Annotated in this window: 20 protein-coding genes; 7 read left to right on the top strand and 13 right to left on the bottom strand. The window is 54.4% G+C overall.

From position 1 onward, the window contains the following. Positions 1-251: 251 nt before the first annotated feature. Complete coding sequence (locus tag AC790_RS05940) at positions 252-743, top strand: GNAT family N-acetyltransferase (protein WP_049851198.1); 492 nt, start codon at positions 252-254, stop codon at positions 741-743. 72 nt (positions 744-815) lie between these two features. Here AC790_RS05940 and AC790_RS05935 read toward each other — a convergent pair whose 3' ends face one another. Next, complete coding sequence (locus AC790_RS05935; protein ID WP_200902258.1) at positions 816-1,523, bottom strand: phage antirepressor KilAC domain-containing protein; 708 nt, start codon at positions 1,521-1,523, stop codon at positions 816-818. A 340-nt stretch (positions 1,524-1,863) separates the two neighbouring features. On the opposite strand from AC790_RS05935, the gene AC790_RS05930 reads away from it, so the two are divergent. After that, positions 1,864-2,856, top strand: coding sequence for a glycosyltransferase family 32 protein (locus tag AC790_RS05930; protein WP_049851196.1), 993 nt, complete (start codon positions 1,864-1,866; stop codon positions 2,854-2,856). A 4-nt stretch (positions 2,857-2,860) separates the two neighbouring features. On the opposite strand, the gene AC790_RS05925 is transcribed toward AC790_RS05930, so the two are convergent. Beyond that, entirely contained in the window at positions 2,861-3,715 is an 855-nt protein-coding gene (locus AC790_RS05925) for a helix-turn-helix transcriptional regulator (protein WP_007891173.1), read from the bottom strand. A gap of 116 nt (positions 3,716-3,831) precedes the next feature. On the opposite strand from AC790_RS05925, the gene AC790_RS05920 reads away from it, so the two are divergent. Further along, positions 3,832-5,241, top strand: coding sequence for an MFS transporter (locus AC790_RS05920; RefSeq protein WP_049851195.1), 1,410 nt, complete (start codon positions 3,832-3,834; stop codon positions 5,239-5,241). A 48-nt stretch (positions 5,242-5,289) separates the two neighbouring features. On the opposite strand, the gene AC790_RS05915 is transcribed toward AC790_RS05920, so the two are convergent. Next, positions 5,290-6,270 (bottom strand): MBL fold metallo-hydrolase, encoded by a 981-nt coding sequence (locus AC790_RS05915; protein WP_235440729.1) that lies wholly within the window; start codon positions 6,268-6,270, stop codon positions 5,290-5,292. Between the two features lie 120 nt (positions 6,271-6,390). Between AC790_RS05915 and AC790_RS05910 the strand changes: the two genes are divergently transcribed. Next, on the top strand, positions 6,391-6,924 hold the full coding sequence (locus AC790_RS05910; RefSeq protein ID WP_049851193.1) for a helix-turn-helix domain-containing protein: 534 nt from the start codon (positions 6,391-6,393) through the stop codon (positions 6,922-6,924). A 48-nt stretch (positions 6,925-6,972) separates the two neighbouring features. Here AC790_RS05910 and AC790_RS05905 read toward each other — a convergent pair whose 3' ends face one another. The 7 genes from AC790_RS05905 to AC790_RS05875 all read right to left on the bottom strand — a co-directional run bounded on the left by AC790_RS05905 (position 6,973) and on the right by AC790_RS05875 (position 14,457). After that, positions 6,973-8,055 carry an ABC transporter ATP-binding protein gene (locus AC790_RS05905; RefSeq protein WP_049851192.1) on the bottom strand — a complete coding sequence of 361 codons (1,083 nt, stop codon included), beginning with the start codon at positions 8,053-8,055 and terminating at the stop codon, positions 6,973-6,975. Between the two features lie 3 nt (positions 8,056-8,058). Beyond that, positions 8,059-9,003, bottom strand: a complete 945-nt coding sequence (locus AC790_RS05900) for a carbohydrate kinase family protein (protein ID WP_049851228.1) — start codon at positions 9,001-9,003, stop codon at positions 8,059-8,061. Then, a complete protein-coding gene (locus tag AC790_RS05895; protein ID WP_007891180.1) occupies positions 9,003-9,842 on the bottom strand; it encodes a carbohydrate ABC transporter permease in 840 nt (279 codons plus the stop codon). Before AC790_RS05895 ends, AC790_RS05900 begins: the two co-directional genes overlap by 1 nt. Further along, positions 9,832-10,740, bottom strand: coding sequence for a carbohydrate ABC transporter permease (locus AC790_RS05890; protein WP_049851191.1), 909 nt, complete (start codon positions 10,738-10,740; stop codon positions 9,832-9,834). Before AC790_RS05890 ends, AC790_RS05895 begins: the two co-directional genes overlap by 11 nt. Positions 10,741-10,749: 9 nt before the next feature. Beyond that, the gene (locus AC790_RS05885; RefSeq protein WP_049851190.1) at positions 10,750-11,997 is read right to left on the bottom strand and encodes an extracellular solute-binding protein; all 1,248 of its coding nucleotides are present in this window, start codon (positions 11,995-11,997) and stop codon (positions 10,750-10,752) included. Between the two features lie 854 nt (positions 11,998-12,851). Further along, the gene (gene panB, locus AC790_RS05880; protein ID WP_049851189.1) at positions 12,852-13,652 is read right to left on the bottom strand and encodes a 3-methyl-2-oxobutanoate hydroxymethyltransferase; all 801 of its coding nucleotides are present in this window, start codon (positions 13,650-13,652) and stop codon (positions 12,852-12,854) included. Between the two features lie 190 nt (positions 13,653-13,842). Further along, positions 13,843-14,457: a LysE family translocator gene (locus AC790_RS05875; RefSeq protein ID WP_049851188.1), complete on the bottom strand. Its 615-nt coding sequence runs from the start codon at positions 14,455-14,457 to the stop codon at positions 13,843-13,845. 182 nt (positions 14,458-14,639) lie between these two features. Between AC790_RS05875 and AC790_RS05870 the strand changes: the two genes are divergently transcribed. Further along, entirely contained in the window at positions 14,640-15,092 is a 453-nt protein-coding gene (locus tag AC790_RS05870) for an Lrp/AsnC family transcriptional regulator (protein ID WP_049851187.1), read from the top strand. A 393-nt stretch (positions 15,093-15,485) separates the two neighbouring features. Then, positions 15,486-16,655 carry an ROK family transcriptional regulator gene (locus tag AC790_RS05865; protein WP_049851186.1) on the top strand — a complete coding sequence of 390 codons (1,170 nt, stop codon included), beginning with the start codon at positions 15,486-15,488 and terminating at the stop codon, positions 16,653-16,655. Positions 16,656-16,685: 30 nt separating this feature from the next. Here the strand turns inward: AC790_RS05865 and AC790_RS05860 are convergent, their stop codons facing one another. Further along, positions 16,686-17,831 carry a phytanoyl-CoA dioxygenase family protein gene (locus AC790_RS05860; RefSeq protein ID WP_082204268.1) on the bottom strand — a complete coding sequence of 382 codons (1,146 nt, stop codon included), beginning with the start codon at positions 17,829-17,831 and terminating at the stop codon, positions 16,686-16,688. A gap of 152 nt (positions 17,832-17,983) precedes the next feature. Between AC790_RS05860 and AC790_RS05855 the strand changes: the two genes are divergently transcribed. After that, the gene (locus AC790_RS05855; protein ID WP_049851185.1) at positions 17,984-19,000 is read left to right on the top strand and encodes a substrate-binding domain-containing protein; all 1,017 of its coding nucleotides are present in this window, start codon (positions 17,984-17,986) and stop codon (positions 18,998-19,000) included. Between the two features lie 31 nt (positions 19,001-19,031). Here AC790_RS05855 and AC790_RS05850 read toward each other — a convergent pair whose 3' ends face one another. Both AC790_RS05850 and AC790_RS05845 read right to left on the bottom strand, forming a co-directional pair. After that, on the bottom strand, positions 19,032-20,204 hold the full coding sequence (locus tag AC790_RS05850; RefSeq protein WP_200902254.1) for a Gfo/Idh/MocA family protein: 1,173 nt from the start codon (positions 20,202-20,204) through the stop codon (positions 19,032-19,034). After that, positions 20,197-21,267, bottom strand: coding sequence for a sugar phosphate isomerase/epimerase (locus tag AC790_RS05845; protein ID WP_049851184.1), 1,071 nt, complete (start codon positions 21,265-21,267; stop codon positions 20,197-20,199). The genes AC790_RS05850 and AC790_RS05845 overlap by 8 nt, the downstream gene beginning before the upstream one ends. Between the last annotated feature and the right edge of the window lie 65 nt (positions 21,268-21,332).

Raw genomic sequence — 21,332 nt, 5'->3', positions numbered from 1 at the left:
GAACGCGATAAGGCAGGAACCGGACAGCGTGAGAGAACTGGATATTGAAGAGGCGCGGGCCGGGCTGGCCGGGAATTACAGGAATATCGTGTATGTGTATTAACAATATTCCTGGGGATCCCTCAGCCTGTAGGGTCGCCATTCATGGCGACCAGGTAACTTTATATGCAGCAAGCAGATCAATCAGCACGCCTATTCTCCTCGCCTGTTAGAATGACCGTCGTTCAGAAGTAAAACGATGAGGTTTAGTTGTGTCGACGTTAGTGTTTAGAGAAGCGAAGCGGGCAGATGTGGATCGTTGTTACGCGATTGAAATTGAAGCCTATGAAGGTGATGAGGCGGCAACGCACGAGAAAATCGCTACCCGCATCGCGCAATATCCACAGGGCTTTTTGTGCCTGGAAGCAGACGGTGAAGTCATCGGTTTTATCAATGCGGGTTGTGCGTGGGACGTGGTGATGTCGGATGAGGATTTCAAAGAGCTTATCGGCCACGATCCTGCGGCACCCAATGCGGTGATTATGTCAGTAGTGCTCGATCCTGCTTTCCAGGGCAAAGGCTATGCGTCGCTGCTAATGCGCCAGTTTATTGAGCGCATGAAGCTGATGAACAAGCAAACCATTCACCTCATGTGTAAAACCCAGCACGTTGAGCTGTATAAAAAGTGGGGATATCAATACATCAAACCGTCCGAGTCCGATCATGGCGGAATGGCGTGGCACGAGATGCTGATGACGCTGTAATTATTCCAGTGCGCACCCGACGAGACCGTCAGGTGCGTCATACGTGCCAAGCCTGATGCGCAAAATGCGCATCTAGGCCGCGACACCTTTCGGTTGGTCCGACATATGTCCCGCCCATAAACTCGCCACCCATTTCACGCCTTTAGCGGTAAAACGTGCCTGCGAAAACGCATGCTGATTTTCGCCGCGGCCGGATCGCAGCGTAAAATAACCCGCCTGCATATGATGCTGCTGTGGTGCCAGCGTGCCTTTTTCACGGTACATAATGTTGCGCGCTAAGAGAAATTCACGAAACTCCGTTTCCTTCACTTTCAGCATTTTGCACAACTGACGAAAGCCGAGCGAGTCTTCAACTTCGACAAAGCGGTCAAAGAATTCAGCCTTAGGCGTAGATAACGCAAGTTGCTGTTCGGCAGCGCGACGCTGTTCAAACTGTTCCGCCCAGGCGCGGGCCGCTTCGGCCGGATTGGTGAAATCGGGCAGATGAGTAAATTGTTCACGCTGCTGCCAAAGATCGAGTATTTCCGCAGTAAAGCCGGGCGAGAGTCGCGCCACGGCTAACAATGAGTCCCGCTTATTGAGCTGCAACTCCTGCCGTATTTCACCCAGATGCTCATAATGATTAACCGTCAGCGGCTGGGAAAGACGCTGGGCGGTTTCCAGGCTTTTAATCAGGCGTTTCACTTCACCGTGTGTGATGCCTGTGACCCTGGCAATTTCACGACTGCCCATCAACAAGGATGTATTCAAAGCAGACAGACTTTCGGTTGAGATCATCATCATTATCACCTCTTGCAGACTCACTTAGCCCTTTGGCTGTTGAATTAGTATACGTATCACTGTTTATATATCCAGTATTAATTTTAACCGTTCTTGTAAGATGTTCGGCTTTGCGTAACGTTTCACAAACCAGGGGCGCGGCGACCCCACAGTTCTACGTATTCTCTTAAAGTGACGCTTAACCCGTTTATTAAATTGTCGTTCCGGGTGCTGTTTGTTAATTTTGTCTCAATTTTCCGGGCTTTTATCAGCTATCTACGACCCTTTGCCGTAGGGCTAATGCACGCCTTTTTTTAACAGCAATGATTAAGTCACTAGCGGCCGTGCTGCTGGAGAAACCATGAAAAAGAATAAATTCAAAACCCATCTGGTCTCATTAGGTTTACTGGCAGAGAAAAAGCTTACCAAACGCAGAACGCTACCTGACTACAATCCGGCTGCGGAGCAGGATATCAATTTGCTGCCGCGCCAGACGGCACCTGCAGCCATACCGCGTCAGATTTGGATGTATTGGGAAAGTGAAACGTTGCCGGCGGAAGTGCAGATTTTTGTCGATAAAATCGTGCGCGAAAATCCCGGCTATCAGGTTACGGTGATTAATAACCTGAATATTCAGGACTACCTGCCGGGTTTGCACTTCGTGCATCAGGATATGCGACCTTCACACAAAAGTGATGTCATCAGGCTGGAACTGCTGCATCGCTACGGCGGGATCTGGATGGATGCCACCATTATTCTCAATCGCACCATGGATGAGTTGCTGGCGGTGAACAGCGCGGATCGTTATGACCTGATCGCGTTTTATCGCGAAAGCTCCACGCTGGATAAAGCCTATCCGGTGATTGAATCCTGGTTTCTTGCCGCGCCGAAAAATAACGCCTTTATAGCGCGCTGGCTGCACTTCTTCCGCCCGATTGTGGAAGTCGGTGCCGATGAGTTTTTCCGTCGTCTGCTCGCGCTGCCTGATTATGAAACTATTGTGCAGGGCATTACGCCGCCCGATTATCTGGTGGTGTATATCGCACAGCAGCAGGCGTTACGCGAAAACAATCAATACAACTTCTATCTGCGGAAATGCGAAGCCAGCGCGTTGCTTTATCAGAGCCTGGTGGAGTGGCGTCCGGTTAAATTGAGCCGCATGTTGATGGTGGATCGTTTGCCTGCGGTGCTGCCGCCGCTGACCAAATTGACGGGGTTTGATCGTAAATATCTCGACACTAACCTGAAATATGGCGTGGTGAACAAAGATAGCTTGCTGGGACAGATCTTGTTGACCCGCCAGCAGGGCGCTCGCCCGCAAACACCGATTCCGGCGCTGACGGGCAAGGTGTAGTCGATTAGGGTTTGATCAGCTGTTGCAGTGCCGTGGCGCTGTTTTCATCGTCCGGCACATACACCAACAGTCGATCGCCGTTGCGCGACGCCGACCACCAGTTATTTTGCCGCAGCGTGAGTTCACCCACTTCCGCGCGGTAGAAACGTTTCACGCGGTTCTCCACCTGGCCCAATTCATAGCGCTGCCAGGTGTGGGCAAACTCATCTGAACTATTCAATAAGCGGGCAAGATAGCTTTCCCAGTGTGGATCGCCAAGGTGCTCGCCCATCTGCCCACGAAACATCGCCACCATTTGCGGCATCACTTCATCCCAGTCACTAATGACGTTACGCCATACCGGATGGTTGAACGCCAGCCAGATGCAGTTGCGATCTTCCGGCGCGATTTCGGCCAGGTCGACGCCCATCAGCGCACACCATGCAGCGTTGTATCCAAGGATATCGAAGCGCGGCGTCTCAATAATGGCGGGCAACTGGATGGCGTCGAGCATTTGCTGATTATGTGCGGCGATTTTGCAGCAGGCCGCCGCAACGCGCACCGACGGCAACGAATGCCCGGCGAGCGAAAACAGGTGCTGGGTTTCCACATCATTGCACTGCAACGCGGCTGCAATCGCCGTCAGGGTTTTCGGCGAGGCCTTAATATCCCGCCCCTGTTCCAGCCACGTATACCAGGTGACGCCAACATCCGCTAACTGCGCGACCTCTTCACGTCGCAAACCCGGCGTGCGGCGATGGCGCATGCGCGGCAAACCCAGACGATTAGGGTCAAGGTTTTCGCGCCGCGTGCGCAGAAAAGTCCCCAGTAATTTGCGGTTGTTATGTTCGGCGCTAACAGGCGCGGATGCCAGGCTCATAAACAGATCCTTAGACGAAGCGGGTAGTATTTATACCATGATAAACAAGAACTGGTACCCGTTTAACGGTTAGGTGATGCTATGTGGTATAGCAACCAAAAACAAGGGCAAAACCGATGCAAACATCGCAACTACAACGCACAGGATTGATGGTCCTGCTTGCCGGGCAACTGCTGCCCATGATCGATTTTTCAATTGTTAACGTGGCGTTGGACGCGATGGCCCACACGCTACAGGCCACTGCGATTGAGCTGGCGTTAATCGTTGCGGTGTACGGCATTGCCTTTGCCATCTGTCTGGCGATGGGCGGACGTCTGGGTGATAACTACGGACGCCGTCGCGTATTCCTCGCGGGAGTATGGATCTTTGGTATTGCATCTTTATTATGCGGCATCGCTAACAGCGTCAGTCTGTTGATGTTTGCCCGTGCGCTACAGGGCGTGGGCGCAGCCTTTATCGTGCCGCAAATCCTCGCTACGCTGCACATCACGCTAAAGGGCAGAGCGCACGCGCGCGCTATCGGCTTGTACGGTGGGATTGGCGGACTGGCATTTATCATCGGTCAGGTGCTGGGCGGTTTTCTTATCAAAGCCGACATTGGCGGTTACGGCTGGCGCAGCGTGTTCCTGATTAATCTGCCGATCTGCCTGTTTGTGTTGATCACCGCACGCCGCTTTGTGCCGGAAACTCAGAACACCCAGCGAGTGCCGGTAGATGTTAGCGGCACATTGCTGCTGGCGGGCGCGATTGGTTGTCTGATGCTGGCCCTGGCGCTGGGTCCGCTGCTGCACTGGTCGTGGCCGTGCATTTTGCTGCTGGTACTGTTCCCGCTGTTTCTGCATCGTCTGCGCCAGAGTTCGCTGCGGCTGGAAGCGGCACAAGGCGCGCCGCTGCTGCCACCTTCTTTGCTGCGTCTGCCAAGCGTGCGTTTTGGTTTAACCCTGGCGGTGCTGTTCTTCTCCTGCTGGAGCGGCTTTATGTTCTCAGTGGCGTTGACGTTGCAGGCCGGATTAGGGCTGACGGCGTTCCAGTCGGGTAACGCGTTCATTGCGCTTGGCGTAGCGTATTTTATTGGCGCGATGCAATCGACGCGTGTCGTCGAGCGTTTGGGCAAGCGCGCAACCTTGTTGATGGGCTGCGGCATTCAGATGGTTGGCCTGCTGGTGCTGATCGCTACGTTACAACTCGCCTGGCCGCAGGTCGGCATTTTCACGCTGATTCCCGCCACGGTGCTGATTGGTTTTGGCCAGTCGTTTATCGTCAGTACCTTCTACCGCATCGGCATGAGCGGTGTGCCGCATCACCAGGCGGGTGCCGGCAGCGCGGTGCTTTCTACCGTCCAGCAATCGGCGCTGGGTTTAGGTCCGATGCTGCTCGGCGGGGTCTTCACGCAGATCTACGCGCACGGTAATCATCTGACGGCGATTACCGGCACGCTCGGCGTTGAGCTGGGGATGATGGCGCTGCTGGTGATTTTCACCAGCCTTAATCGCCGAACTTTTCAGCCGGTAACGGCGGAAGGGTGATTGGCAAAATTATCGCCTTCGATGAAGGCGATAATTTCAGAGATCGCATCAGGGTTTTAAACCTTGCAGAGTGTAATTAGCGGGGATCCATTGATAGGCAGGATGATTATTAATGGATGCCGCGCTAACGACATGGCCCAGGCCGGGGAAGGCATGATGCGCACCGGCGATCCACTCATGGTTATCAGCCGCATCGCGCAATATCTTTTCACGCGACTTTTCGGCCTGAATGCTGTTTCCATCAAAGGTTACGGTGACTTCAGGTTGAGACATTTGCACCGCCGTTGAATGAACCAAATCACCCCAGGCCAGCAATTTTTGGTTTTCGCTGTCAAACTGATACACCGTATGACCCGGCGTGTGGCCGCCCGCAGGGAACGCCATCACGCCCGGTAATATTTGTGTTTCACCGCTAAAGGTTTTCAATTTCCCCGCAGCAACAATCGGTTGCAGCGCATCGCTGGCCTGTTTGAATGCTTTTTGCTCCTCGCCTGCAGACTGAGCACTGTGTGCCGGATCCAGCCAGTAATCAGCGTCTAGCTTATTCACATACACGCTAGCGTTTACAAACGTCGGTTTGCCGTTGTTACTCACCCCACCAATGTGATCAGAGTGAATATGCGTCAGCAGCACGGTATCAATTTGTTCCGGTGAATAACCGCTGGCGCGCAAATTTTGCAGTAAATGCCCGCCGGCATGGCCGAAAAATTCGCCTGCGCCAGAATCAACCAGGATCAGGTGAGTGCCGGTATTGACCAAAAAAGCATTAATTGGCGTCTCAACCTGAGTAGAAAGAGATTGTGCCGCGAGCAGACGTTTTATGGTATCGACCGGCGCGCCTTGCAGCAGCGTATCCATCGGCAGAACGGCGGTACCGTCTAATAGCGCGGTGACTTCATAATTGCCAAGCATCATGCGGTAATAGCCGGGGGCCTGGGTTTTAACCTGAGCCACCGGCTGGGCGAGTAAGCTGGTCGGTAACAGCAACATGGCAAGAAGCAGCGTTTTTTTATCGCTAAAAGTTTTCACGAAAGTTCCTTTTAAGTGGTGCATTGAGAGTGTTGATTTGTCACTTCAAATTATGAAGTGACTTCGCGTGAAGCGTCAAGCTATAATATTTGCAGGCAAAAAGTCGGAGATTTTACGTTTATGAGTTGGGACACTATTTGCGAAAGCGTCTGCCCGATCGCACGATCGCTATCGGTGGTCGGTGACCGCTGGACGTTACTGATCATGAGGGAGATCTCTTTAGGCGTGCGCCGCTTCGATGACTTACAGGCGCAAACGGAGATGTCCTCATTTTTGTTATCAACACGTCTGAAGGCGTTGGAGAGTGAAGGCGTGCTGGAACGCCGCCTTTATTGCGAACGCCCTAAACGATTTGAATACCATGCCACGGAGAAAGGCAAAGAACTGGACGCCGTTTTATTGGCATTACGCAGTTGGGGAATGAAATGGGGCGGTTTTGATCCAGTTGATGAGCCTGCGGTAAAGCTCATCAACAAGCGTACGGGCGAGGAAATCGATGCCAGCTGGAGCCCAGCTGCGCAGGATATGCCATTTACCTTTAATGCGGTTGAAAGTACGTTGAGCCAAAAATTTATCGCTGAACGTGAGGCTAAAACCACACAGTTTCGTGCCGCTAAACGCACTGCCAAATCCTCTGCCACAGAAAAAACCTGACAAGCTGCCGATCCTGCCGCTACATCCTGTGCGGCAGGACGGTATTATTCAGGATTCGCTTAGGCGCGCTCCGGTCTCCGCATCAAACAAATGAATCTTCTCGGCGTTAAAGCCCAGCATAATGCTGTCGCCGCTCACCGCTGCATGGCGACCGGCGATCTGCATATGCAGCGCCTGACCATGCCATTCAAGATGCAATAAGGTTGATTCGCCGGTGATCTCCACCACTTTCACCTGCGCCGCCGCGTTGCTGCGGGTTTCCAGCAAATCGTGTGGACGCACGCCGAGCGTCACTGCTGCGCCTGCACGCTCGCGCGCCGCCGCTTGCCAGCGCGTGGGCAGCGGTTGCCACAGATCCTGGCACTGCACGCCGGGCACGCCATCACGCGTGATCAGTTGCGCCGGTAATAGGTTCATTGGCGGTGAGCCGATAAAGCGCGCAACAAAGGTATCGGCCGGACGATCGTAAATCGCCAGCGGCGCGCCTTGCTGCACAATGCGGCCATCCTTCATCACCACGATTTGGTCGGCGAGCGTCATCGCCTCCACCTGGTCGTGCGTCACGTAAACCATGGTGGTTTTAAAACGCTGATGCAGCGATTTGATCTCGGCGCGCAGCTCCATGCGTAGCTGGGCATCAAGGTTCGAGAGCGGTTCATCGAACAGAAACACTTTGGGATTCCGCACCATCGCGCGGCCCATCGCGACACGCTGGCGCTGCCCGCCCGATAAGGCGCGAGGATAGCGCTGCAGCAGCTTGTCGATGCCGAGAATCCCGGCGATGCGCGCAATTTTGCTCTGCTGCTCCTCGCGCTTCACTTTCTTCACCTGCATATGAAACGCGAGGTTTTCCGCTACCGTTAAGTGCGGATAGAGCGCATAGCTCTGAAAGACCATGGCGATATCGCGATCGGCCGGATCGCGATCGTTGATCTGCACCTTATCCATCAAAATCGCACCGTCCGACAGGCTTTCCAGGCCGGCCAGCAGCCGTAACAGCGTGGATTTGCCACAGCCGGATGGGCCGACCAAAACGGTAAAACTGCCGTCAGGAATAGTGAGATCGAGCGGATGCAGCACCGACTGTTTTGCGTAGCGTTTGGCCACTTTTACGAGTTCAACACTGGCCATAAATTAACACTCCTGAGAAAGTTGCAGTTGATGCCAGTCGGGATAGCGACGCGGCAGTGTGCTGATGGCCAGCGACGCCACCGCAATGCCCCATTGCAAAGCCGTATTAAGATCTTGCTGATGCAGCAGGGCGGTGAGAAATCCGGCATTAAAGCTGTCGCCTGCACCGATGGTATCCACCACCGTCACCGCACGCGCAGGCTGACTCACGGCACGTTCAGTTTGCCAGCAGCTGGCGCCCTGCGGGCCGCATTTCACCACGCAGCCGCCGCGTCCGCTCAGCTGCTGCGCCAGCCATTCCGCACTTTGCGTCAGATTCTCTGCCGCCGCCAATCCGCGTGTTTCCACTTCATTGAGCAGCAGCCAGTCACACAGCGGCAGCCACTGCATCACCTGCTGGCGCACCTCGTCGCTCCAGCCCTGCGGTGGCCAACCGGTATCAACGGCGGTGATAAAGCCGCGTTGCTGCAGTTCGCTAAGCAGCGCGGGATATTCGCCATACAAGTGCAGGCACAAGAAGGTGCCGCACAGCAGCACGATATCGCCGTCAGCCGCTTTCGCAGGCAGCTGATCCAGCACATCCTGCGCGCTGAGTTTCACGATATGCCCGAGATTGCTGAGGAAAGAGCGTTCATGATCCGAATGCGTGACGCCAACCGTGAGCGAGGTTTCACAGCTGTAGCGCGTCCAGTGCGCGGCGCTGTGGGGAAAATGGCTCGCCAGCCAGGCGCTTAGGCCATCGTTGCCCTGATTGGCGACCGCGCGATGGCGCACCTGCATCGCTTCCAGCGCCAGCGCGCAGTTGCCGGCCGATCCGCCAGGGCGCAGCTCGCTGTGATTGAGCATCACTTCGGTGCCGCGCTGCGGCCAGCTATCCAGCGTGCCCATGATCAAATCGACATTAATGTTACCCACCACGTAGAGCGTGGCGGTGAGTTTATGTTCCATCATCCTTTACTCCCGCCACTGGCAAGGCCGCTGACCAGCGTCTTTTGCAGCCAGATGGCAATAAACAGCGGTGGCACAGAGGCCAGAATGCCGACGGCGGCGATCAAGCCATCATCGGTGGCGCGACCGGCAGTGAATCCGGCAATGGTGACCGGTAAGGTTTGTGCTGCGATGTTGCTGGTGAACAGCAGCGCGTAGAAAAATTCGTCCCACGCCAGCAGCCAGCCAAACAGCGCCGCGGCGCCCAGCACCGGCTTGGCCAGCGGTAGCGTGATGCGCAGCAGAACCTGCCAGACGCGCAAACCATCCAGCCGTGCCGCCTGCTCAATATCCTGCGGCAGCGTATCGAACTGGTTTTTCAGCATCCAGGTCAGGAACGGCAGAATCAGCGAGCAGTAAACAATGATCAGCCCAGGCCGCGTGTTCAACAGATCAAACTGCTGTAACAGGAAGTAGAGCGGCAACACAAACGCCACCGGTGGCACCATATAGATAGCCAGCGAAGCGAACAGCCAGCCGTCGCGACCGCGATAGCGTGAGAAGCTGAACGCTGCCGGAATGGCCAGCAACAAGCAGATCAGGGTCGCGCCGGTGGCCACCAGCAAACTGTTCCCCAGCGCATGCAGGAACAGCACGCCGGGCTGGCCGGGTTCCAGCGACAGCAGTTTGCCGTAGCGGGTGAAATCCCACTGGCGTGGCAACCACTCCAGCGGCACGCGGGTAAGATCACTGGCGGCGCTGACGCTCATCAAGAACAGCCAACCCATTGGTGCCAGCACTGAAAACGCCACCAGCAGTGCGGCAGCATATTTGCCGACATGACGTAATTTAAGCTTCATGCGCGCTTCCTTTGCGGCGCTGCCGCCACAGTAACAGCATGTAAAGCGTGATCAGCACCGCGCACAACAAGGTCATCAACATCGCGTAAGCCGCGCCGCTACCGGCACGCAGATAGCTGAATGACTCCTGATAAACGTAGAAACTGAGGGTTTTGGTGCTATCAACCGGGCCGCCACGCGTCATCACATAAATGATGTCGAAGATTTTGAAGGCGTCGATGGTACGTAGCACCAATGCCACGCTGAGCGGACCGACAATCGCCGGGAAGGTGATGGCACGAAAACGGCGCCATGCCGATGCGCCATCCAGCCGCGCGGCTTCGAACAGATCGTCTGGTATGGATTGCAGCGCTGCCAGCACCAGCAAGGTCACCAGCGGATAGTTTTTCCAGATATCGGCAAACATCACTGCATTGAGCGCCGAATCGGGCGAACCCAGCCAGCTGCGATAGCCGTCAATGATGCCAAGTTGCGTCAGCAGGGCGTTGATGCTGCCGTAATCCGGGTTGAAATTCAGGCGCCACATCATGGCGTTAACGATGGTTGGCAGCGCCCACGGCAGAATCACCAGCACGCGCAGCACGTTGCGTCCGGCAAATTTCTGATTCAGCAACAGTGCCACCAGCACGCCAATCACCCCCTCAATCGCCACCGACACCACGGTGAAATAGAGCGTGCGCCACAGTGAACTGCGAAAATCTTCATCGGTAATCGCGAACAGGTAGTTTTCCAGACCAATCCAGCCCGGCGCATCACCGCTGCCAATTAAGGCCGCATCGGTGAAGCTTAGCCAGATGGTGCGTAACAGCGGCCATGCGGTGAGTAACAGCATCACCAACAGCATGGGTGCCAGCAGCACCCATGCCTGCCGTTGTTCGCGTTGACGCAAACTCAGCATTGTTGCCCCTTAGCGCAGACGCGCCGCACTCTTATCTACCGCCTGCAGCGCGGCATCTGGCGTCGCGCTGCCGACCAGCACCTGCTGCAACTGCTGCTGCAGGGTATTGGAGAGGCGTGAATAGTCGGCGGTTTCCGGACGCGACAGCATCACGTTGAGCGACTTATCCGCGGCGGCGATCAGGCTTTCCTGATTTTTCATCACCGCCGGATCCTGATACGAGCTTTTCCAGATGGGCAGACTCAGTGTGGCGTATTTGTTCTGCACCGGCTGTGAGGTCATGTAACTAATGTATTGCCATGCCTGATCTGCATGCGTGCTGCCTTTGGTGATGCCGAGGCCCATCGAACCGTTTACCGCACCAAATTTGCCTGGCGCGTCGCCCGGCGCTGGAACGATACCCACCTGGCCGGCGACCTTACTCTGTTTCGGATCGTTGGCCATGTTGTACATGTAGGTCCAGTTGAGCGCGAAGGCCGCATCACCGTTGGAGAAGGCTTTACGCACGTCCTCTTCCAGATACTCGCGCGAGGCCGGATTGCTCAAGCCTTCATCCAGCGAGCTTTTCATTAGCTTGACCGCTTGCAGCGAGGCAGGTGAGGAAAAATCGAGTTTGTCGTTGTTATAGAATTTGCCGCCGAAGCCGGAAACCAGCGTGGTGTAATCGCACACCAGCGCTTCTGCCTGCGACCAGCTCCACACCAGCGGATATTTAACGATATTTTTCTGCTTGATGATGCGCGCATCGTCCATTACCTGCTGCCAGGTTTGTGGCGGCGTGGTGATACCGGCTTTTTCCAGCATCGCTTTGTTGTAATAGAGATATTTGGTATCAAGGATCCACGGCATGCCGAGGGTTTTGCCTTTGAACTGCACGGTGTTCATCGCGCCAGGAAAAATCTGCCCTTTTTCGTCGGCACTGATACGGCTGCTAACATCCTGCAGCAGATCAAACTTGGTGAATTCCGCCGGCCAGATGGCGTCAAACAGCACCACATCGTAGCCGTTACCGCCTGCACCACGCGCTGCGACAATTTTGTCGTGCAGCGCTTCGTACGGCACAAACTCAAGATTAACCTGCACGTCCGGGTGCGCTTTCTGAAACTCCTGCGTCATCGCGCGAATATCATTTTCGCTGTACGCCGCCTGCGTCATAAACAGCGCATTTAACGTGGTTGCCGCCGCCGCGCTGCCAACGCTGGCTAACAGAACCGCTGCAAAACAACCTTTTATGACTGGATTGAATCGGATTTTCATGGTGTTTCCGCCTTGAAGCTAATGGAAAGCAATTTATTAAATCAATTTGATGGATTTAATAATGCACACAGGTAGTCAGATTGCTGCAGCTGACATCGGGTAGCTAAAGCAATTGACGTGCCAGGGCATAAATCTCGAATGCCGCTGGACACTTTTTGGCACAGATTTTTGTGGCTGTCAGGTAAACAGGTTGTAAATTGTGTGGCCGATCATAGATATTCAGGCGGGTATAAATGAGGGCAAGCCTAAGAGGTCGCAATAACTCTTTTCAGGATGCATGGTTTAGGTGCAGATGCATTGTGCATTGCGATATTAACGCGCATGCCATAATGGCAAATTAACGTCATTAGTGATGGTTGCTGACAGCAGGCGATGTACCGACGCTATTGTTCCTCCATCATCACGTATTTACCTCAGGCATACCCACGCTTGATGAAACGATGTGCAGGGGATTGAGCGAGCTGGAAGCACTCATAAATGGAAACGCCGGCAGGATAGTCGCTATTTCTTCCGGACACGTTCATCGTCCTGTTGCGGACACCTTCGAGGGTATTCAGGCCAGTATAGGTGGCTCAGTGTGCCCGGCTAATCCAGTGTGATTTGGCTCGAACTCTGTACCTCCTGTAAAGGAACCGCCCATATAGATGCTTCACCGATATGAGGAAGGGGAGCTGTGAAGTCATCAGGGCTGAATCGGGTAAATGCATTTTTGCATTAGGTTAAATTTTCCTGTCGCAGGACGGCTAAATAAAACAATGCATTGTCCGCTTAGAGCGATCAGCGGACGTCGGTGATTAGTCTCTTTAGCTAGATTACAGGTATAAGCCGCTAATTTAAGAGGTCACATCTGTTACTTATTCTGAGTAGCAGTGCTCCGCAGACGGGAAGCTGCCGTCTTTGACGGCAGCAATGTAACTTTTTAATGCGCCCTGAATGTCATCCTGACCTTTCATAAAGTTTTTGACGAATTTCGGGGACCTGCCGGTGATGCTAAGGCCGAGCATGTCGTGCAGCACTAAAACCTGTCCATCTGTATCCGGGCCAGCGCCGATGCCGATGACGGGGACGGACACCGCCCCGCTAAGCGTTCTGCCCAGCGAAGCGGGGACGGCTTCAACCAGCACCATTGCCGCGCCAGCTTCTTCAAGCTTTTTCGCGGTGTCGACAAGTGCGGCCGCCTGATGGCTGTCACGTCCCTGCACTTTAAAACCGCCAAAAACGTTAACCGACTGAGGGGTGAGTCCAATATGGGCGCAAACCGGTATACCGTTACGCGTCAGCTGACGCACTGTGTCGCACAGCCACTCTCCACCTTCAATCTTGACCATCTGCGCACCGGCCTGCATTAACTGCGCGGAGCTATGCAGTGCCTGCTCAGCCGAGCAGCAGGTCATGAATGAAAGGTCGGCTATGATGAAGCCGCCGTTGTTTCCCCGCTTAACGCAGGCCGTGTGATAAACCATATCTTCCAGTCTGACCGGCAGGGTGCTGTCATGACCCTGTAGAATCATTCCCAGCGTATCGCCGATGAGAAGCATCTCAACGCCAGCCGTGCTCAGCTCGTGTGCAAACGTGGCGTCGTAGCAGGTGAGCATGGTGATTTTCTCGCCGCGCTGCTTGAGGTTTTTCAGATGTGTCAGTGTGACTGATGACATGGTGTTCTCTGCTAATTCGTTACGTTGATGAGGGATGTTGCGGGGGCGATAATATCCGCTTTCGCAATGCTAACTGTATTGCTCGGTCTGCAAGACGCGATAAATCCCGGGCTGACGTTTCCATGACGTTGAATGTATTCATAGAGTTCCTGCAGCATGATGCGTTGTTACAAGCCTTTATGGCCAGGCGTCAGAGAAACTGCTCTGTCAGCAGTAGGGCCGCAATAATGATCATCAGGCTGCCCGAAATCCGGCTGACGTTCAGTGCGGCGCGCGGTCGCGTTTTAAGCACCGTGCCGGAGCCATACCCCACAAGCAGGTAGATCACGCCGCAGCTGATTACATGCACCATCCCCAACGCGATCATCTGCATTGGAAGCGGCCAGGTAGCGTGGACGTCAGTGAACTGGGGCAGCAGGGCTAGAAACAACAGAAAAACCTTCGGATTAAGTCCACTGATGCAAAAGCCCTTCAGCGCCCATTTCAGTGGCGAACCTGCATCATCATTCTGCCCCGCCGCTGGCGCTGTTGGATGGCGCAGCATGCCGAGGCCGAGCCAGAGCAGATAGGCCGCCCCGGCTACGTTCAGGAGCGTCAGTACGCCCGGTGTGCCTGCAATGACTGAGCCGACCCCCGCAGCCACTATTAGTGTTGCAATTAGATGGCCGCTCAGCATGCCGGTAACCGCCGGCACTACGCGGCGTCCCCGGATGCCGGCTGAAATGGCGTAAGCCCAGTCGGCGCCGGGCGTGATTACGAAAAGCACGGAAACAGCCCAGAAGGTGGCGAACATACTCAGTGACATGTGTCGTTATCCTCATTGACCTCATCTCTTAACGGCCATTTATTAGTGCCTGAAACTTGCATGTAGGGGAAACTTTTACCTGACAAATACTTTTAAAAGTTGAAGAAAGAATATCGCTTATTATGCGGAATGTGCTTTCATTTACAGCTTAAAAACGAAAGTATTATGGGAGGTTTTCAGTAATGGACAGAATAGACTGCAATATTCTTGCAGAACTACAGAAGGACGGGCGGCTTTCGCTCACTGACTTGGCGGAACGGGTGGGGATCAGCCTGTCATCATGCCAGCGCCGGGTCAGAGCCCTTGAGCAGGAAGGGGTAATCACCGGCTACCGGGCGCATTTGGATCCGGCAAGATTCGGGCTGAACTTTTCAGCCATAGTTTTCGTTACCCTGCGCGAAGGGGACCGAAAGGCGGTCAGTGCTTTCGAGGAGGCAGTAAAGGAGATACCGCAAATTATTCAGGCGCAGCGACTGTTTGGCGATCCGGATTATCTGCTTCATGTTATCACCCGTGACCTGCCGGCTTTTCAGGAACTGTACGATGAAAAACTCTCTGGTATGTCAGGCGTGCAGCGGCTTACCTCAACACTGGTTATGAAAACGGTTGTGAAAGATCGCGCGCTGCCTGTCTGACGCTTGTGCAAGGCTTCCGCCATTCGATATTTTCAAAAAATTTTTGGCATGGAGAAAATGTTGTGTTGAGGATCTGTACAAAATGTCGAACTTCCGCTTATGGCACATTGCGGACACCTAGTTATGAAAGTTCTGCTATCAACGAGAAATTGACCGACCCGCTTCCCGATAAATAACCATCAAGATATAAGTCATTCTTCATGAGTAACGTGAAGAGAACAGATCTGTGTTCGTTAGCTACGAAGTTAATGTAGCGTCCTTACCGGCATGACCAATTTGCTGTTGCACTCAGCCAACACCCATTCAGCTCCCCGAAGGGGTTGTAATCACTGTGGGCGATCAGGGATATTGATGCGGCTATTCACAGCGCGGTTGAAGAGGGAAGGGAGCAAGGTGAAAACATCGGGAACCAATCTGGAACATGCACGCGCGCACAATCGTCGCGTGATCATTGAAGCCATTCGCCTGCATGGCGAATTGACCCGCGCCGAGCTGGCTCGTCTGACCGCGCTAACCCCGCAGACCGTGTCAAACATCGTCGCTGAACTGGAGCAGGCGGAACTGCTGACCAGCCGCGAACCGCGCAAGCAAGGGCGCGGACAACCGGCCATTCCAGTGACGCTCAATCCGGCCAGCGCTTTTTCCATTGGTATCCATCTTGATCACCAAACGCTGCTGATTGTGCTGGTGGATCTCACCGGCGAAATTCACTTTCGCCGCCTGATTCTGGTGCAAAAGCCGGAGCCGGATGCCACATTAGCGCGTATTGAAGCGGTGCTGAGCGAGATCAAAACGCAAATGGGTGATCGCTGGCAAAAGGTGCTCGGCATTGGCGTGGTGATGCCGGGACCGTTTGGCGTTGAGGGCATCTCTTCGGTGGGACCCACCACGCTGCACGGCTGGGAGCAGGTGGATATTGAAGCCAAACTGGCGGCGATGAGTGGCGTGCCGGTAACGCTGGAGAACGATGCCACGGTAGCGGCGATTGGCGAGCGTTTTCATGGCGTGGCGCGCCAGCTGAACTCGTTTATCTATCTCTACATTGGCACCGGTTTGGGCGCGGGCATCATCATGGATGGTCACGTATACAGCGGCCACGCGCATAACGCCGGTGAAGTGGGACATGTGGTGGTTGAACCTGGCGGACGCGAATGTTATTGCGGCAATAACGGCTGTCTTGAGCGCTACGTGTCGCTACAGGCGGCGTATGAGTTCTGTGGCCTCGATCCAATGACGGCGCTGCCGGAAGATCTGCTCGAGGTCGATCCGGCGCTGTTCGACCGCTGGATTGATACCATGCTCACGCCGCTGCGCCAGGCGATTAATCTGCTGGAATGCATCTTCGATGCCGAAAGCGTGATCATCGGCGGCATGATGCCCGCCGCGCTGCTGGACAAAATCATCCGTCGCCTGCCGCCGCTGTATCAATCGGTGCGTGGCCGCTATCTCACCGGCACCCGCTTAAAAATCGGTATGACCGGTAGCGATACCGCCGCGCTTGGCGCCGCAGCGCTGCCGATTTTCGACGAGTTTAATCCGCAGTTTCAGGTGTTGATGAAGTGATCAGGCCGGACAACTGTCCGGCCTGACGCTTTACGCTTCCCTTCTGGTACTTTGCTCATCCAGCTTTTGATTGAACTGGCTGGCGCTCCACTCTTGCTGCACCGCTTCGTGTACCAGTGCCTGCTGCGTTTGCGGCACCATTCCGCCCAGCGGTGGATCGGTGTCGAGATTGGTGGGGAAGGAGTAACCCCGCGCAGCCACGTTGATTACGGTGTTCAGCTCCTGCTGGGTAAGCTGGCTGTTTTTCAGCAACGGATAAATCAGCTTGAGTAACTGTTCGTGGTTCACTTTCTCCATCGGCACGCCAAATGCGGAGGAAACCTGCAGCAGATTCGCGGTCCTGATGTGATCGGTGGTGGTGTTGTTACCTGCGGCATGGAACAGCGCCGGGTTAAAGAACAGACCATCACCTTTTTCCAGCGGCAGCTGGACGTAATTTTGGTTAAAGAACTCAACGAACGCCGGGTCACGATAGGCGATATAACCCAGCTCATACTGATGCGACCAGGGTAGTAAACGGGTCGGGCCCGACGCCAGCGGCATGTCGGTATGCGCTACAGCACCTTGCAAGGTCAGATATTGCGAAAGAATCTGCACCGGCACCGGGAATTCTGCAGCGAATGCGCTTTGCTGGAAGCCAAGGTGGTAATCCCGGTGCGGCTGCTGAGCTTCACCGCCGGGGCGCACCTGATTCACTTGCGAGGTCATGCTCCACGCCGGGCCCAGCCAGGCCTGACAAATTAACTCCAGCGTCGGATTGGCGTAGTAATCCACGAAGGTTTGCGGGCTGGTTTCACCCAGTTTTTGCAGCGCATTCCAGATACGCCCATTGTTGCCCGCTCGCGAGAAGTGATCGGCCTGAATTTTGGATTTGGCCTCATTGCTCATAATGGTTTCGAAAAACTGCGAAGCGCGATCAATAACGTCAAGATCGCTGTATAACCCGCGCACCACGAACACGCCAGGACCGTATGAGAGCGCTTTGTGCAGCTCGCCCAGCAGCGCTTTTTTATCTTTTTCCGCCGCTATATCCAGCGTGACACGATCGTAAATCAGCACGTTTGCCGCCGCTTCGCTCGCCAGCGGATATTCACTGGCATCGAGCTGCTGGGTACAGAATGTTTTGAAGTCTTCAACAGAGACCTGATCTTCACGGGCAAAATAGGGTGACATCATAACGACCTCATTTTCTTGATGGAGTGATAGAGCGTCATCGTACGCCAGCAGGTTATCAGCAGGCGGCATGACAGGGTTGATGAGTGTTAAAATAGCAGCTACATTTCATTAACAGCACGTCAAAAAAACCTCACTCCTACATCATGTGACCTATGCCTAAATTTACCCAAAAACAAATCTCAGCTCAGTCCGGTTTGAGCCTCGCCACCATTGATCGCGCCATGCATAATCGCGGTCGTGTGCATCCTCAAACGCAGCACCGCATCCAGCAAGCCTTAGCCGACCTGGAACTGCAGCAGAAAAGCAGCCTGGCGCAAGGGCGAACCCTTTATTTCGATGTCATCATGCATACGCCGGAGCGTTTCAGTGAGCTGGTGAAAGAGGCGTTCAGCAGCCAGATATCCAGTTTCGCCTCATTTAAAATCCAGCTCCGCTTCCACTGCAGTGAAGAGATGACGGTGGACGAAGTTGAACGGCTATTGAAAAAGTGCTCGCTTAGCACGCACGGCATCATCCTCAAAGCGATGAATTCGAGTCAGCTGGTGCCAGTTATTAATAATTTGATTAAGCAGCGTATTCCGGTGGTCACGGTGGTCACGGATATCACCGGCAGTCATCGCCTGCGTTATATCGGCATGGACAACGTTAGCGCGGGCCAGTCGGCGGCCTTCCTGATGTCAAAGTGGTTGGGAAGCGAAGCAGGCACCATTGCCGCAATCACCGGCAATAAAGCTTTCGTCGGTGAGCAGGATCGCATTCGCGGCTTTCAGCAGGGGATGAAATCCTTTTCCCCACAGCATCAGATTAAGGTTGTCGCGGGTGGATCGGGCATTGACCATTTGATGTATGAAACCCTGCAACTGTTTCTGCAGGATCATCCTCACATCGATGCGGTTTATACCGTAGGCGGAGGAAATGGCGGGATTTTGCGGGCGTTGGATGAACGTAACATTCAGCCGAAGGTTTTTGTTGGGCACGATCTGGACCGGGAGAATCGCGCCCTGATGCAGGCGGGAAAAATCGATGCGCTGATTGAGCATAATCTGCAACTGGATGCGCAACACTCGTTCAAAACACTGCTGGAGTTTCACGGATTTTTGCCGGAAGAGCGCAACTATGCGCCTTATTCGCGTATCAATATCATCATGCGCTACAACATGTACACCTAAGAAGCCTGACGGCGTCAGGCTTCAGAGGGCATCAGCGATATTTCGGCTGTTTCCACACCGTTCCCTGCTGATGGCTATCGACCACCGCATCGACAAAGGCTACGCCCTTCAGTCCATCATGGATTTGTGGAATAACTGCGCCAATGCCTGAAACAGCACGCTTTTCATCACGCGCCCGCAGTGCCGCCGCGAAGCCGCTATATAGATTGGTAAAGGCTTCGATATAACCCTCAGGATGGCCGGGCGGCGTGCGGGTGCGCGCCCGGGTTATCGCATCCAGATCGTCACGTCCCCGTTTAATGATCTGGGTATACCCTTCCAATGAGGTGTAAATCAGTTCGTTTGGCTGCTCTTGCGCCCATGTCAGGCTGCCGGTTTCACCATACACCCGCAGCCGCAGCGCATTGGAACAACCAATCGCCACCTGCGAAGACCACAGCATGCCGCGCGCGCCGCCTTCGTAGCGAATCAGTACGTGGGCGTTATCGTCCAGAGCACGTCCTTCTACAAAGGTGGCTAGATCAGCCATCACGCTCTCCGCTTTTAAGCCGGTCACATATCCCGCGAGATGATAAGCATGGGTACCAATATCGCCAATCGAGCCGCCGCGCCCATTCTTTTGCGGGTCGACTCGCCATGCCGCCTGCTGATTGTTTTTCAGCTCGACGCCGGTTGCCATCCACTCCAGCGGATACTCCACCTGCACCGTTCTCACCTTGCCAATCAGCCCGGCCTGGACGCGCATCCGGGCTTCCACAATCAGCGGATAGCCAGAATAGGTATAAGTGACACCCAGAAAGTGTCCGGTCTGACTCACAACCTCGGCCAACGCTTCAGCATCCTGTAACGTGGTGGTGAGCGGTTTCTCACAAATCACATCAATGCCGGCTTCGAGGAAAGCCTTCGCGATGGGGAAGTGGGTAAAGTTTGGGGTGCAGATGGCGACCACATCAATGCCGTCAGCGCGTGCCGCCTCAGCCTGCGCCATGCTGGCATAATCACGGTAAGATCGCTCAGTCGCGATGTAGTTTTGCGCTGCAAAGCGATGCCCCTGCTCGGCATCAACGTCAAACGCTCCCGCAACCAGTTCATACTGATCGTCAAGGCGTGCGGCAAAACGATGGATTCCGCCAATGTAGGCACCTTCGCCACCGCCAACCATGCCTAATCGGATACGACGTCCACTCAACGGTGACCTATGCATGTTTTGCTCCTTCAATGCCCAAAATTTTACGGTTAAGTGATGGGTCGGCCCAGGACTTACAGAAATCATCAAACGGTTTATCGGTAACGCGAATAATGTGGTCGCTGATGAACTGCGCGCCTTCACGTGCGCCATCTTCCGGGTTTTTAAAGCAGCATTCCCACTCCAGCACTGCCCAGCCATCGAAGCCGTAGCCGGTCAATTTAGAGAAAATGCCGCTGAAATCGGTCTGGCCATCGCCGGGTGAACGAAAGCGACCAGCGCGGCTGGTCCAGGATTGATAGCCGCCATAGGCGCCAGTTTTACCATTCGGCCTAAATTCAGCGTCTTTAACGTGGAAAGCCTTGATGCGTTGGTGGTAGTGATCGATATAGGTCAGGTAATCGATGCCCTGTAATATCAGATGACTAGGGTCATACATGATGTTGCAGCGTAGATGGTTGTGGGTTTTTTCCAAAAAACGCTCAAAGGTCAAACCATCATGCAAATCTTCCGTGGGGTGGATTTCATAACAAAGATCGATTCCCTGTTCGTCGAATGCGTTAAGAATCGGTATCCAGCGTCTCGCCAGCTCGTTGAAGCCCTCATCAATCAAGCCTTCTGGCCACTGCGGATAGGGATAGAGAAATGGCCACAGCAGCGTGCCGGAAAAAGTGACATGTTTCTCCAGGCCTAAGCGGCGTGATGCGCGCGCTGCCAGATAAAGCTGTTCAGTTGCCCACTGCTGGCGTGCTTGTGGGTCATTGCGCAGACTGGCTGGGGCAAAGCTATCGGCGGGTAAATCAAACGCAGGATGCAGTGCAACCAGCTGTCCCTGCAAGTGGCTGGCTAAATCGGTCAACTGCAGGTCATGTTCAGCCAGCACGCCAAGGATCTCATCCGCATAGGTTTGGCTCTCGGCGGCTTGCGCCAAATCAATAAGGCGACGATCCCAGCTGGGAATTTCAACGCCTTTAAATCCTTTTTCCGCTGCCCAGCCAGCCATGCCAGATAAAGAGTTAAACGGTGCATCGTCGCCAGCGAATTGCGCCAGAAATACCGCAGGGCCTTTAATGGTTTTCATAACGTCTCCAAAATAAAAATGCACCTGCAACCTTCACAGGTGCCAACGTCAGACACAGGAAAAAA

This window comes from Pantoea sp. RIT-PI-b (assembly GCF_001187905.1).
In the GTDB taxonomy this organism is placed as follows: Bacteria; Pseudomonadota; Gammaproteobacteria; order Enterobacterales; family Enterobacteriaceae; genus Pantoea; species Pantoea nemavictus.
Note: the sequence above shows the minus strand (reverse complement) of the source record. Positions and strands in the feature narration are given on the sequence as shown.

Bases quoted from the DNA above. Each gene is read 5' to 3' on its own strand.
- AC790_RS05905 (WP_049851192.1), bottom strand. From the start codon at position 8,055: ATGGCCAGTGTTGAACTCGTAAAAGTGGCCAAACGCTACGCAAAACAG.
- AC790_RS05860 (WP_082204268.1), bottom strand. From the start codon at position 17,831: ATGATGTCACCCTATTTTGCCCGTGAAGATCAGGTCTCTGTTGAAGAC.
- AC790_RS05855 (WP_049851185.1), top strand. From the start codon at position 17,984: ATGCCTAAATTTACCCAAAAACAAATCTCAGCTCAGTCCGGTTTGAGC.
- panB (WP_049851189.1), bottom strand. From the start codon at position 13,652: ATGTCATCAGTCACACTGACACATCTGAAAAACCTCAAGCAGCGCGGC.
- AC790_RS05895 (WP_007891180.1), bottom strand. From the start codon at position 9,842: ATGAAGCTTAAATTACGTCATGTCGGCAAATATGCTGCCGCACTGCTG.
- AC790_RS05925 (WP_007891173.1), bottom strand. From the start codon at position 3,715: ATGAGCCTGGCATCCGCGCCTGTTAGCGCCGAACATAACAACCGCAAA.
- AC790_RS05910 (WP_049851193.1), top strand. From the start codon at position 6,391: ATGAGTTGGGACACTATTTGCGAAAGCGTCTGCCCGATCGCACGATCG.
- AC790_RS05850 (WP_200902254.1), bottom strand. From the start codon at position 20,204: ATGCATAGGTCACCGTTGAGTGGACGTCGTATCCGATTAGGCATGGTT.
- AC790_RS05890 (WP_049851191.1), bottom strand. From the start codon at position 10,740: ATGCTGAGTTTGCGTCAACGCGAACAACGGCAGGCATGGGTGCTGCTG.
- AC790_RS05920 (WP_049851195.1), top strand. From the start codon at position 3,832: ATGCAAACATCGCAACTACAACGCACAGGATTGATGGTCCTGCTTGCC.
- AC790_RS05875 (WP_049851188.1), bottom strand. From the start codon at position 14,457: ATGTCACTGAGTATGTTCGCCACCTTCTGGGCTGTTTCCGTGCTTTTC.
- AC790_RS05885 (WP_049851190.1), bottom strand. From the start codon at position 11,997: ATGAAAATCCGATTCAATCCAGTCATAAAAGGTTGTTTTGCAGCGGTT.
- AC790_RS05870 (WP_049851187.1), top strand. From the start codon at position 14,640: ATGGACAGAATAGACTGCAATATTCTTGCAGAACTACAGAAGGACGGG.
- AC790_RS05845 (WP_049851184.1), bottom strand. From the start codon at position 21,267: ATGAAAACCATTAAAGGCCCTGCGGTATTTCTGGCGCAATTCGCTGGC.
- AC790_RS05935 (WP_200902258.1), bottom strand. From the start codon at position 1,523: ATGATGATCTCAACCGAAAGTCTGTCTGCTTTGAATACATCCTTGTTG.
- AC790_RS05930 (WP_049851196.1), top strand. From the start codon at position 1,864: ATGAAAAAGAATAAATTCAAAACCCATCTGGTCTCATTAGGTTTACTG.
- AC790_RS05900 (WP_049851228.1), bottom strand. From the start codon at position 9,003: ATGGAACATAAACTCACCGCCACGCTCTACGTGGTGGGTAACATTAAT.